This is a genomic window from Acinetobacter ihumii, from assembly GCF_900625095.1.
GTDB classification, from domain to species: Bacteria; Pseudomonadota; Gammaproteobacteria; order Pseudomonadales; family Moraxellaceae; genus Acinetobacter; species Acinetobacter ihumii.
In genome coordinates this window covers 2,421,218-2,433,532 of sequence record NZ_LR130760.1, presented here as the reverse complement: position 1 = coordinate 2,433,532, position 12,315 = coordinate 2,421,218, and the positions used below count along the sequence as shown (strand labels likewise).

Here is a 12,315-nt window from a genome sequence, read left to right as displayed (position 1 = left end):
TTATGTCAAAAACTGCGATTAAAATTCAGCCATTAACCAATGAAAACTTTGCCGCTTTCGGCGAAGTGATTGGCTGTACGGGACATGATTTTTTTCATATTAATGAGGCGCATACCGAGCGTTATCATTGCTTGGTCGAAACTGAAATTAAAGGTGAAGCCAAAGCGGGCATTAGTATTTTTCGTAATATTAAGACCAGCACCTTGCCTTTAACCATTCAAATGTTAGAGCGTCACCCCAATGGCTCTCAGGCCTTCATTCCCATGCAGGGTCAAAAATTTTTGGTGGTGGTGGCGCCCAGTTTGAACGCAGATCAGCCAGATATTAAGCAGATATGTGCTTTTATAACCGATGGTTCGCAAGGCGTGAATTACCGTGCAGGGACATGGCATCATCCTTTGCTGACATTAGAATCGCCCAGTGATTTTGCTGTCGTAGATCGGATTGGTACAGGGCACAATTGTGACGTCTATACATTTCCCGCATCGGTTGATATTGAAATTTAAAGATTAACCGAGGCTACACCCACTTACACCACTGCTATGTACAGCTTACAGAGCAGTGGTTTTCTTTAACTGACATGTTTCTTAAAATAAAAAAATTAAAATCCAAACAGATTAAGTATGAACATAAAATATTCGATTTTGATCCTACTGAGTAGCATCTCCTTTATTTCGTCGCTGAGTTTTGCCGACATGAATTTCGAGCAGGAATTACAACAGGGCTGCGCCAAAATAGCTTCATCTGCCCAAATGGGGAAAAAATACTATGATCAAAAACAGTATGCCAAAGCCATTGAGCAATTTGAGTATCAGGCGGCATGGACACAGTTTTGTCAACTCAACGCAGAAGATCATAAAACCACTTTGACTGACCGTGATGTTGACGTAGCAAACAACAATGTAGGCTTAAGTTATGCCAAACTCGACAAACCCTTATGGGCCAGAGCATGGTTTTTACGCACGCCAGACTCCAAAATCAGTCAATATAATTTAAAGCAATTAAAACTGCCTAAAATCGCCAATCAGCCAACCGGAATGTATGTGAAGTCGGCGGGATTTGGACAATGGAGTACGATGACCGTTTCAAAAACAGCCAAAACTTATCAAATTGCATTCGATGGCTATTATTTTGGCTTAGGTGGGCTAATTTATGGACCCAATATGGGCTCTTTTGAGACCAATATGCCTTTGTCAGCAAATCAGGCTCACTTTCGTTACGAAGATTGCAAGATTGATCTCAAATTTGGTCAGGATCAATACGGTCGAAAAATTGAAGTACAGCAAAATGATCCAGCTTCAAACTGTGGTTTTGGGCATAATGTCTACGCAGATGGGACGTATTATCAAGTTGAAACACTCAACAAATCAACATCACAATAGGGGTATTCGTCCGAATCTTTAAGACCTGAGTATTGGCTTAAGGCATACTGTGGTATGCAGCAATTATTCATAACATCTCATGCTGCAATCTATAACAAAACCGATATCACAACTGCGCAACCAAATTAAAATGAGAAAAACATATGGAAATACGCTTTATTCCTGTGCTGGATTTAGAGGATCGTCGGCAAAGTGATCCGTTTCACAGCGTTGATGATCTATTTACGCCCTTATTATCTGCGTCTGGCTTATCTGCTTCTGGGTTCTTTGCGATTCAAGATCTGTGCGATGCTCATCTGAGCAAAATACTAAAAGATACCGTATTTAAAAATACGTCATTAAATGGTGGTTATGTCTTGGTCGATGCAATTGGTCAAAGCTTACTATTGCCCCGCTGTTGCTCAGATTTAAATGACATCCATGCATGGGATCAGCTGGCTCAGGGCAATCTTAAACAGTTCTGGATCGGTCATCCGCAGGTATTATGCGACTATCAGGATCATCGCATACGTTTTAAACCTGATGCCAGCCAAGATCATGATGGCTTCGAAGTCCCACTGACCTCCTTACAACACGCAGTGCAAGCTTTAAAAGATGAGATCGCTCTAATTCGGCTACGCTGTCAACAACTGGCGCAACGCGAAAAACTCAAAGTCGATAAAGTACTAAAATTGATTCCTGTGCTGCCCTGATTCAAGTTTCAATGACCTGTCAGCAGCCCAGTCAGGTCATTCAATCAGGAGGTGTTTAAACTGCAATATCAGCCAGATTACCTTTTTGTTCCAGCCAATATTTACGATCTGCCGAACGTTTTTTGGCGAGCAACTTATCCAATAAACTGGCAGTCAAATGTGCATCATCCAGATCAAGCTGTACGAGACGGCGCGTATTCGGGTCCATCGTGGTTTCACGCAACTGCCCTGCATTCATTTCACCCAGACCTTTAAATCGGGTAATTTGCGGATTTTTAGTTTTAACCTTGGCTAAAATCGCTTCTAGTTCATCTTCATCCAGTGCATAGAATACATCTTTGCCTGCATCAATACGAAACAGGGGCGGCATCGCCACAAATAAATGTCCTTCTTCAACCAGCGTAGGAAAATGTCTAACAAATAAAGCACAGAGCAAGGTCGCAATATGCAATCCATCGGAATCTGCATCCGCTAAAATACAAATTTTGCCGTAGCGCAGTTCGGATAAATCATCACTGCCCGGATCAACCCCAATTGCGATGGCTATATCATGCACCTCTTGTGAAGCCAATACTTCATCGGAGGAGACTTCCCATGTATTCAAAATTTTACCGCGAATCGGCATAATCGCCTGAAAGTTCTTATCACGCGCCTGCTTGGCACTTCCGCCCGCAGAATCACCTTCCACAATAAACAATTCAGATTCTTCACGCGTTTGTCCAACGCAGTCGGCTAGTTTTCCGGGTAAGGCTGGTCCAGAGACAATCTTTTTACGTTCGACTTTTTTGGCCGCTTTTAATCGCCGTCCCGCTTTGGAAATTGCCATTTCTGCCAATTGCATGGCAATTTCAGAGTTTTGATTCAGCCATAAAGCAAAAGCATCTTTGGCAATATTAAGTACTATGCCTGATGCTTCACGACTGGAAAGGCGTTCTTTGGTTTGCCCTGAAAACTGCGGTTCCTGAAACTTAAGCGACAAAATGAAATTCACGCCATCCCAAACATCTTCGGCGGACAGCTTTAAGTTACGCGGCAATAAATTGCGTAATTCGCAAAACTCTCGTAATGCTTCTGTTACACCAGAACGCAAGCCATTGACATGGGTTCCGCCTTGCGCAGTTGGAATCAGGTTGACATAACTTTCCTGAATCTGCTCACCACCTTCCACATTCCAGCAGATGGCAAATTCACAACTGGCGCGTTCTGCTTGTCCCTGACTGACAAAAGCAGGCATTGGCACAATCTCACGATCTTCCAGTTCATCCATCAAATAGTCAACCAGACCATTTTCAAATTGCCATTCGATTTTTTCATCATTAATTTGATCGATATAGCTAATTTTCAGTCCAGCCGCCAACACCGCTTTGGCTTTTAAATTATGTTTGAGAGCTTTTAAGGCAAATTTTGGGCTATCGAAATATTTGGCTTCTGGCCAGAAATGTACGGTGGTTCCTGTGGCACGTTTAGGTGCTTTACCTTCAAGGACTTCAAGTGGCGCGACAGGTTCGCCGTGCGCAAAGGTCATTTTGTAAAGATTGCCTTGACGTTGGACTTCGACTTCAACCCGACTGGACAAAGCATTGACCACCGAAATACCAACACCGTGCAAACCGCCTGAAAACTGGTAATTGTCTGTACTAAATTTTCCCCCTGCATGGAGTTTGGTCAGAATAATCTCAATTCCACTTTGACCATATTCAGGATGAATATCAACTGGCATACCACGTCCATTGTCTTCTACCGACAATGAACCATCTTTATACACGGTAACGCAGATTTTATTGGCATGTCCCGCCAATGCTTCATCCACGGCATTATCAATCACTTCCTGTGCAAGATGGTTTGGACGCGTCGTATCGGTGTACATGCCCGGACGACGACGTACAGGATCTAAACCCGATAAAACTTCAAGTGATTGAGCCGTATATTGTGACACCTTGTACGATTTCCTTATTTAAGCGAATAGGTTAAAAATTCAAGAATCAACGGTATTTTTTGTTCAAAATCATCCATTGCATGGTTACCATGCGCATCCGATAAAATCAAGGCGTGGTGCGATGGTTGACTATAATACCCCTGTGCCTCACGATAATCCAAAGTTTCATCGCCCCGTTGTAACAACACGAGTATTTTCTCAGCATTGGGGACATCAGCAACTGCCATCTGTTTGAGCTGATCCAGATGTTGTGCAGTGAGTGTCCAATACTCAGCCACCCGATAAGGCAGTTGGTCGACACCAAATAAATCATGAAACAATTGCCATGGTCGCACAGCAGGATTCACCAATACAGCAGGCAAGGCATACTTTGCGACACATTGAGTCGCATAGAAACCACCAAAGCTACTACCGACCAGTACCACTTGCTCCAGACCCTGAATCAATTGTTCAAGCTTTGCCATGACCTCCAAAGGAGGAAGATTTAAATCGGGTAAATGAATCTGTATATCATGATTGACCTGACAGTATCGTTTCAATTGTTGTCCTTTGATGGAGAAAGGACTACTTTGGAAACCATGTAAATAGATCAGATTCATGATAGCGTCGTCGTGAATAATGTGATATTTGTCACAAATTAGTTTTAATTTGTATGTCGCACAAGATTGTTAGACAAAAAAATAAAAATAACTGGTCATTCGTCAGTATTTTTAAAGTGTTGTTAATGCAACACCTAAGATGAATATAATTGTTTTATAACCTGAAGCAAATGAAAAAGAAAGTATCAGGTGCGTGCATGAATCAAGGATTTGGAAATGCCAAGTTTAACACCACTACATGAAACCTATTGTAAATGGGATCGTACGCCACCGAGTCAGGCCGATGTGCTTGAAGGTTTGGCACAACTGGTGAGTACCAGTTTATTGGGGGTCCATGATTTTGTTCAAATTGTCAATCGTGAGGTTTTACAAAGCACCTTTGGCATGAGTGATCAACAATCTCGCCGTTTTTTAAAAATTCCACGAATTGAACGTTTGCAACAGTGGTCATACACCACACTGCAAAAATATGGTCGCTATTTTCTAGCACCCGGTTTACGGCATATTATTGAACAATTCCCGACTTTACACGATAAACCGCTCACACCGACCCAACATTATCTGGTGGGTGCACTCAATGGTGTGCTGGGTGATTATTTATTAAAGCATCAAAATCCGCTGGCCTTGCCCATGGTGCTTTATGATCACTATGGTGCATTACAACAAGGTGATATTGCGGGTCGCGTGGTGATCTTTGTTCATGGTTTGTGCATGAACCATACCGACTGGAGTAAACGTAACTTTGGGGGAATTGGTGAACGCCTACTGGCTCAACGTGATCATAATATTATGTTGTACCTGAACTACAATACAGGACGACGAATTTCTGCCAATGGTCGCAGTCTGGCCAATACGCTGGAAGACTTGATTAAACGTAACCCACGCATTACCAGTATTGATTTAATTGGTCATAGTATGGGTGGACTGGTGTCGCGTAGCGCATTATTTTATGGCAAACAAAATATGCACCAGTGGACACATATGATGGGCAATCTGGTCTGTATTGGTTCACCCCATCATGGCGCGGTGCTGGAGCGTTTTGGGTTTGCCTTACAGGAAAAGCTGGGCAGTTTCCCTTTTGTGAAAATTATTGGTCATTTGGTCAATATTCGCAGTAATGGCATTCTGGATTTGCGACATGGCAGTGTCCGTGATGATGACTGGGAACATATGGAAGCACGAATTGGTCTCATGGACGATAACCGTAAACCTGCCCCATTGCCGTCACATATTAATACTTTTTTTGTGGCAGGAACGGTCGAATATGAGAGCAATAAAAAGTCTAAAGCCCTGTCGATTATTGGCGATTATTTGGTCAGCGTAAAAAGTGCCTTGGGTGAACATCCGAATCCGCGTTTTCAGCTCAAACTACCTGACTCACACAAAGCTGTGTTTTATGGACTCAACCATTTTGAAATTCAGTATCATTCCAGTGTTTCTGAACAGATCACACGCTGGTTTTATCCTGAACATGATGATTATGCCTCTACTGGAGTACAAACCCACATGATTTCAGGAAAAACGTATGATTTGACTGACTTGACGGGTATTGTAGAGACCTAAAACCAGTCCAATGACAGCATAAATAAAGCCAGCAAATGCTGGCTTTATTTATGCTTGATGTCTTATTTCTTATAGGCTTTTTTAGTGACAGGATACCGTCTTAAAAGTTGCCATAAGCAAATCAGCAATAAGACGCTGAAAAACGCCAGTGACCAGACAGGTAAAGACTGACCCAAGAACGTCCAGTCGACCACAGCACATTCACCAGAACCAGACAGCACTTGATGTAACACCGTTTTTAGCGGCAAGGCATCCAGCAAATAGTCCAATCCCGGACCACAGCTTGGCACTTGATCGGGTGGTAAAGTCTGCAACCAGACATGGCGCGCAGCCACGCCCACTGACCATAAAATACCCAATGTAGACAGCAAGGCATAAACACGTTTCATGACATTAGAAACAGGATTATGAATAAAAGCGATCAGGGCAAAAACACCCATAGCGATTAAACCAAGACGCTGAAATACGCATAATGGACAAGGTTCCAAACCCTGAAAATGTTCCAGATAAAGCGCAAAAGACATGCCGACAATACTCGCCAGCACCAGTAATCCACTGATAAAGCGATAACTACGCCATTGCATGGGTAGACCTCTTATGGTGATCGAAACTGGGCAAGATAGTCATTAAAACTAATGGCACTTTCCTGTTCCAGTTGATGTTGTTGTTGTAAGGACTGCTGAGCCAACTGCTCAAAATAAGCCGTTTTCTCAGCACTTAATTCATACTGATCATACATTTTCGCATAGTCATGTGCCAGCGCACTACCAAAGCTCCATGTTCCCCCATGAGCAAGTGTATCTTTAACCACTTGAGAGGACAGTGTTTGTTCAAGCTGCTGAGTACGCTGTTGCATGCTGAAAAGCGCATCACGATATAGCCCCGTCGCATAACGTTCATCCAGTAACTCAGCACAAGGCTGCATCTGTTGTAAATGTTGCGCAACCCAGTTTTGTACCGATATTTCACCTTGTGAGGTGATGATTTTCGCATCTGGCGAACGACCTTCGTTTACGACAGTCGCCTGATTGATTTCAATGACATCCTGCTCACGGGGTTCAAGTGCTGGGCTATCTGAAAGTAAACAATACAGCGCAAGTGTTTCCAGAAAGCCTGCCGTGGTTTCATCAATGCCTATTGGGCTATACGGATTGACATCAACTGCACGTAACTCGACGTAGCCAACCCCGCGATTTTGCAAAGCTTGTGATGGGGTTTCACCATTTTGCGGTACTTGTTTAGGTCGAACCAGACTGTAGTACTCATTTTCAATTTGCAGCACGTGGTCATTAATTTGAATCGGTTCACCCTGTGCATCATTCAAACCGAGCTGGGTAAACGGTGGATACGATGTTTTGACTGCGGCTTGTAATCCGTTTAGATAACCATTGATATCGTTATAATATATACCGAGTTGTTTTTGTGCTGAATTTTGATAACCCAAACGTCCCATGCGTAACGCTGTGGCATTTGGCAAATATAATGTGCCTTTAATTAAAGACTGCAAATGATGCTCACGTCCTGTTAAAAAACAACGACAGACTGAGGGACTTGCACCCACCACAAAAATGACCAACGGGGTCAAACGAATAAAATTACGAATTAGGCCAAAATAACGATGACTACGATAATCCTGTGCGCTCAGTTGTTTTAAAGTGGCATCGCTTTCGTGCTGTTGTAACTCAGCAAACAGCTGTTCAGGAAAAGATAAATTATAGTGTACGCCTGAAATGGTCTGCATGCGGCGACCATAACGCACGCCCAACCCCCGACGATACAGCGTTTTAAAACGACCAATATTGGAAGAGCCATAATTTGCCAGCGGAATGTTTTCTTCTTCGTCGTCCAGCATACACGGCATGGACAAGGGCCATAGTTTTTCACCGGGATTTAAATGCCGATGTACTACCGCATGAATATCTTCAAGCTCCTGTAAAACCGCCGCAATGGTTTCTTTGGGTGGCGTGATAAATTCCATTAAAGCTTCGGAATAATCTGTAGTAATCCGTGAATGGGTTAAAGCCGATCCGAGTGCTTGAGGGTGCGGACTCTGTGATAAAAAACCATTACTCTGCATGCGCAGACTTTCACGTTCAATACCACGTAACATGCCCTGCAATAATGAAGAATCCACCCAAGTCGGTACGACAGTTTGAGAGGTTGATTTGGGTTGACTCATGTACACATGCTCGCTGATCTAAAGAACGATAAAGAATAATGTTTTATCAATATAAATAAGTATAACGTGAATTATGCCCAACAGCGCAGTGGCAAACTGCAATTGCCTGCTTGGGCCATTTCACTTTGGCAATTTTTTATCACAAACTTGGTCTATAAGACATCTTTGATTTGTGATTTTATTGAAGAATAAATGCTAAAGAGTTGTAAACAATGACTGCACAAGATGTCTTAAATTTTTGGTTTGCACCTGAACAAGAACCGCTCTGGTTTAAAAAGAGTGATGAATTCGATGAAAAGATTCGCACGCAATTTGCTCAAACCCATCATCAAGCGGTTCAGGCTGAGTTGTGGTCGTGGCGTCAAAATGCCGAAGGCCGTCTGGCTGAAATTATTGTGCTAGATCAATTCTCACGTAATTTATACCGCAATCAGGCACAGGCCTTTGCCCATGACGCCATGGCTTTGGCACTGGCACAAGAAGCGATTAGCCTAAAACTAGATGCGGAACTAAGCCCACCACAACGTTCTTTTTTATATATGCCCTTTATGCATAGCGAATCTAAACACATTCATGAATTTGCGCTGAAACTGTTTCAACGCTTGGGTAATCCAGTCAATCTGGATTTTGAGAAAAAGCATAAGGTGATTATTGACCGTTTTGGTCGCTATCCGCATCGAAATGAAGTCTTGGGACGTGAATCAACGCCAGAAGAACGTGAATTTTTAACGCAGCCCAATAGTCATTTTTAAGCTGGATTTGATTTACTCCACCGATGCGACACAATAACAAGGAGTTCCTCATGAAACATTTATCGCTAAGTCTGGCACTGATGACAGCATTGGTCATGACAGGTTGTGCCACTACACCGAAAAAGCCCAGAACATTTGATCAATTGGGGCAGTTTGCTACCTATGCCCTCAATAATCAGACTTATCGGATTAGTTTTAAGGCTGACCCGAATATGAGCTATGGAACAGCAGAAGAGATTACCCTGGTTAAATCGGCACAAGCCACACTGCAAAACGGCTTCCGCTTTTTTAAAGTCATTGATGACCCAAGCAACCAAACTCAGAAGCCGCCACGGCAGGCCGTCGTATATTCGTCTTCACCCAGTTATTACCCTTATGGATATTATCGTCGCCATCCTGCTTTTTGGCCCGATCCATTCTATGATATGCCACAAGTGGTCAATATCGATCCCGTCGAAGTCGCGTATAGTATTCGTTGCTATAAAGATCAAAAATCGGCACCGCAGGACGCTTTTGATGCCCAACTGATCTTACAGTCACTAGGAAAAAAATATGGCTTAAGCCCGTCTGGTGAAGTGTTACTGCCTCAACCAGTAACGCCGTCACCACCCACGGGCAGCAGCAAAAATAAAAATTAAGATAGGATGCTTGCATGCAGGTTGAAGAAACATCACATTCTCCAAATTTAAATCGGAGTAAACGCTATGCCACCATCGCCTTGTTAAGCGCGGTGTTTGCATGGGTGGTGCTCATGGTCGTGGCAAAATTTTGGCCCGAATATGCGTGGCTGATTCATATTTTAATGTTATCAGCCGAAGCGGGTGTGGTCGGTGGACTGGCAGACTGGTACGCCATTACTGTGTTATTTCGCAATCCTTTTGGAAAAATTCCAATTCCAAAGTTTTTAAAGGATCATACTGAAATTATTCCGCGCAACAAAACCCGTATTGCTGAATCAATGGGACGTTTTGTTCAGGAAAATTTTCTGTCACCGCAGGTGGTAGAGCGCAGTTTAAATAACACCGATTTAAGTCTCGCCATTGGACAATGGCTCGCCAATCCAAAAAATAACACGCAAATTGTGCAGTTGATTCAGCAGACTGTGCCTAAACTTTTCGAATTTATTAGTCAGGAGCAAATTGCCCGTTTTATCCAGACCAATAGTGTGCAGTGGGTCAAAAACACCCAGATTAATTCACTGGCCAGTGAAATGCTGCGTGCCGTACTGGAAAATGACTTTCATCAGGACGTATTACAACGTGGACTAGATCTGGCTCATGAATGGATTGTGACACATCCCGAACAAGCACGTGAACTCAGCCGTACCTTATTTAAAGAACTGGGGGTGTGGAAATTGGCCAAAGGGGCAAGCTGGATTGGCATTGATGTACAACAACGGACCATTGATTCCCTGATTGAAAAAGTCGAGTCAATGCTCGCCGACCCAGAACATCCATGGCGACAAGGCATCGAACAGGGCGCGCAAAGTATGATGCTACAACTGGCAGATCACAATAGTGAAGCCAGTAGACGTCTAAATGAAGGTAAGAATGCCTTGCTGGACAGCCCACAAGTCCTCAACTTTATTAGCGGCGCAGTGGTTATTCTTTGTAATGCCATTAAACGTGACCTAGAGCAAGAAGATTCAGGCATTGCGCAAAATTTACGCGTTGCGATTGAACAAGTCGGACACAATCTGATTCAAAATCAGGCTGTACGTGACGTCCTGAACGAAAAAATGACTGGACTTGCCATCACCTTTAGTGACCAATATAGCGACAAAATTATCCGCTATATCAGTGAACGTATTCATGAATGGGATTCAAGGGAAATGATTGCCAAAATTGAAAATGAAGTCGGTGGCGATCTCCACATGATTCGGGTCAATGGTGTAGTGGTTGGGGCATTCATTGGTCTGACACTGGGCATCATCCGTGCCTTGGTCGATTATATGCTATAACACTGTTTTTCCAGATGAGAACCGTTTGAGCCATGCAACTATCATCCAAACTTCCTAATCAGGGTATTACTATTTTTAGTACCATGTCTGCCTTGGCTCAACGTTTAAATGCCTTAAATTTATCGCAGGGTTTTCCTGATTTTCCAGCCCCTCCTGACTTGGTGGAAGCACTGTGTGAGGCCACACGAAATGGTCATAATCAATATGTCGCAGGTGATGGCTGGCTGGCACTGCGGGAACAGGTTGCCTTACAATTTCAGCAACGTGATCAGGTTACGCTTGATCCCTTAAATGAAATCACGATTACGCCAGGGGCCACTATCGGTTTATTTGCTGCAATTCAGGCCACGATACATACCGGTGATGAGGTGATTATCTTTGACCCAAGTTACGATAGTTATGATCCTGCGGTGCGTGTGGCTGGTGGAGTTCCTGTGCATATTGCCCTCGATGCCCCCGCATTTAAAGTCGATTGGGACAAAGTTGCTGCCCAGATCAGCCCACGAACTCGCATGATTATCGTGAATACCCCGCACAATCCCACAGGTACCATCTGGTCCTATCAGGATTGGCAACAGTTAATTGCTTTGGTTGAACAGCATGATTTGCTGGTGTTATCGGATGAAGTCTATGAGCATCTGATTTTTGATGGGGCGAAACATTGGAGTGCCCTGCATTTTCCTGCATTACGTGAACGCAGCTTTGTGGTCGGCTCATTTGGTAAAACCTTTCATGTCACCGGCTGGAAAACAGGCTATTGTGTTGCCAGTGCTGCCCTCATGCAGTTGTTCCGACAAATTTATCAATATGCCAACTTTTGTGGCAATACCCCAGCCCAGATTGCGCTTGCCCAATATATGCAGCAGCACCCTGAACACATTGAGGGACTGGCTGATTTTTATCAAAATAAGCGTGATCTTTTTAATGCTGCCTTGCAAAACTCTGATTTTCAATTTACCCCAGCACAGGGCACTTATTTTCAAACTGTAGATTATTCACACATTCGTCCAGATTTGAATGATCTTGAGATGTGCCATGTTCTGGCACAGGAAAAGGGCGTCGTCGCCATTCCGATCTCGGTGTTTTATCAACACGCCCCGGCACATTTACGCCTGATTCGTTTTTGCTTTGCCAAAACTGAACAAACCCTCGAACTTGCAGCTCAACGTTTGGGGGAATGAAATGTAGCGCAAAATAACAGTGTTTTTTAATTGACATGTTATCTTGTTGCTATCCGAATTTTAAATGATCA

12 protein-coding genes are annotated in these 12,315 nt (G+C 43.4%); 8 read left to right on the top strand and 4 right to left on the bottom strand.

The features are described from left to right. Positions 1 to 2 precede the first annotated feature (2 nt). The 3 genes from E0D95_RS11435 (at position 3) to E0D95_RS11425 (ending at position 2,074) form a co-directional block, all read left to right on the top strand. Positions 3 to 506, top strand: a complete 504-nt coding sequence (locus E0D95_RS11435; RefSeq protein WP_130803919.1) for an ureidoglycolate lyase — start codon at positions 3 to 5, stop codon at positions 504 to 506. Positions 507 to 623: 117 nt separating this feature from the next. Beyond that, positions 624 to 1,382, top strand: coding sequence for a hypothetical protein (locus E0D95_RS11430; protein WP_130803918.1), 759 nt, complete (start codon positions 624 to 626; stop codon positions 1,380 to 1,382). A gap of 143 nt (positions 1,383 to 1,525) precedes the next feature. Beyond that, positions 1,526 to 2,074, top strand: a complete 549-nt coding sequence (locus tag E0D95_RS11425) for a hypothetical protein (RefSeq protein WP_130803917.1) — start codon at positions 1,526 to 1,528, stop codon at positions 2,072 to 2,074. A 55-nt stretch (positions 2,075 to 2,129) separates the two neighbouring features. On the opposite strand, the gene parE is transcribed toward E0D95_RS11425, so the two are convergent. Together parE and E0D95_RS11415 are read right to left on the bottom strand one after the other, a co-directional pair. Continuing rightward, a complete protein-coding gene (gene parE, locus E0D95_RS11420) occupies positions 2,130 to 4,010 on the bottom strand; it encodes a DNA topoisomerase IV subunit B (RefSeq protein WP_130803916.1) in 1,881 nt (626 codons plus the stop codon). A 14-nt stretch (positions 4,011 to 4,024) separates the two neighbouring features. Then, positions 4,025 to 4,609, bottom strand: coding sequence for a YqiA/YcfP family alpha/beta fold hydrolase (locus E0D95_RS11415; protein ID WP_130803915.1), 585 nt, complete (start codon positions 4,607 to 4,609; stop codon positions 4,025 to 4,027). A 216-nt stretch (positions 4,610 to 4,825) separates the two neighbouring features. Between E0D95_RS11415 and E0D95_RS11410 the strand changes: the two genes are divergently transcribed. Further along, the gene (locus tag E0D95_RS11410) at positions 4,826 to 6,172 is read left to right on the top strand and encodes a PGAP1-like alpha/beta domain-containing protein (RefSeq protein WP_130803914.1); all 1,347 of its coding nucleotides are present in this window, start codon (positions 4,826 to 4,828) and stop codon (positions 6,170 to 6,172) included. Positions 6,173 to 6,234: 62 nt separating this feature from the next. On the opposite strand, the gene E0D95_RS11405 is transcribed toward E0D95_RS11410, so the two are convergent. Together E0D95_RS11405 and gshA are read right to left on the bottom strand one after the other, a co-directional pair. Further along, positions 6,235 to 6,756 (bottom strand): disulfide bond formation protein B, encoded by a 522-nt coding sequence (locus E0D95_RS11405; RefSeq protein ID WP_130803913.1) that lies wholly within the window; start codon positions 6,754 to 6,756, stop codon positions 6,235 to 6,237. Positions 6,757 to 6,767: 11 nt separating this feature from the next. Then, positions 6,768 to 8,351, bottom strand: a complete 1,584-nt coding sequence (gene gshA, locus E0D95_RS11400; RefSeq protein WP_130803912.1) for a glutamate--cysteine ligase — start codon at positions 8,349 to 8,351, stop codon at positions 6,768 to 6,770. A gap of 212 nt (positions 8,352 to 8,563) precedes the next feature. Between gshA and E0D95_RS11395 the strand changes: the two genes are divergently transcribed. From E0D95_RS11395 to E0D95_RS11380, 4 genes are read left to right on the top strand one after another with little or no spacing between them, the layout of a single operon-like run. Further along, positions 8,564 to 9,103 (top strand): DUF924 family protein, encoded by a 540-nt coding sequence (locus E0D95_RS11395; protein WP_130803911.1) that lies wholly within the window; start codon positions 8,564 to 8,566, stop codon positions 9,101 to 9,103. A 50-nt stretch (positions 9,104 to 9,153) separates the two neighbouring features. Beyond that, a complete protein-coding gene (locus tag E0D95_RS11390; RefSeq protein WP_130803910.1) occupies positions 9,154 to 9,741 on the top strand; it encodes a CC0125/CC1285 family lipoprotein in 588 nt (195 codons plus the stop codon). A gap of 14 nt (positions 9,742 to 9,755) precedes the next feature. Continuing rightward, positions 9,756 to 11,063, top strand: a complete 1,308-nt coding sequence (locus tag E0D95_RS11385; RefSeq protein ID WP_130803909.1) for a DUF445 domain-containing protein — start codon at positions 9,756 to 9,758, stop codon at positions 11,061 to 11,063. A 32-nt stretch (positions 11,064 to 11,095) separates the two neighbouring features. Beyond that, entirely contained in the window at positions 11,096 to 12,244 is a 1,149-nt protein-coding gene (locus E0D95_RS11380) for a methionine aminotransferase (protein WP_130803908.1), read from the top strand. Positions 12,245 to 12,315: the final 71 nt, after the last annotated feature.

Excerpts from the sequence above, each read along its gene's own strand:
- E0D95_RS11395 (WP_130803911.1), top strand. The coding sequence starts at position 8,564 with ATGACTGCACAAGATGTCTTAAATTTTTGGTTTGCACCTGAACAAGAA.
- E0D95_RS11415 (WP_130803915.1), bottom strand. The coding sequence starts at position 4,609 with ATGAATCTGATCTATTTACATGGTTTCCAAAGTAGTCCTTTCTCCATC.
- E0D95_RS11425 (WP_130803917.1), top strand. The coding sequence starts at position 1,526 with ATGGAAATACGCTTTATTCCTGTGCTGGATTTAGAGGATCGTCGGCAA.
- E0D95_RS11385 (WP_130803909.1), top strand. The coding sequence starts at position 9,756 with ATGCAGGTTGAAGAAACATCACATTCTCCAAATTTAAATCGGAGTAAA.
- E0D95_RS11430 (WP_130803918.1), top strand. The coding sequence starts at position 624 with ATGAACATAAAATATTCGATTTTGATCCTACTGAGTAGCATCTCCTTT.
- gshA (WP_130803912.1), bottom strand. The coding sequence starts at position 8,351 with ATGAGTCAACCCAAATCAACCTCTCAAACTGTCGTACCGACTTGGGTG.
- E0D95_RS11435 (WP_130803919.1), top strand. The coding sequence starts at position 3 with ATGTCAAAAACTGCGATTAAAATTCAGCCATTAACCAATGAAAACTTT.
- E0D95_RS11390 (WP_130803910.1), top strand. The coding sequence starts at position 9,154 with ATGAAACATTTATCGCTAAGTCTGGCACTGATGACAGCATTGGTCATG.
- E0D95_RS11380 (WP_130803908.1), top strand. The coding sequence starts at position 11,096 with ATGCAACTATCATCCAAACTTCCTAATCAGGGTATTACTATTTTTAGT.
- E0D95_RS11405 (WP_130803913.1), bottom strand. The coding sequence starts at position 6,756 with ATGCAATGGCGTAGTTATCGCTTTATCAGTGGATTACTGGTGCTGGCG.
- E0D95_RS11410 (WP_130803914.1), top strand. The coding sequence starts at position 4,826 with ATGCCAAGTTTAACACCACTACATGAAACCTATTGTAAATGGGATCGT.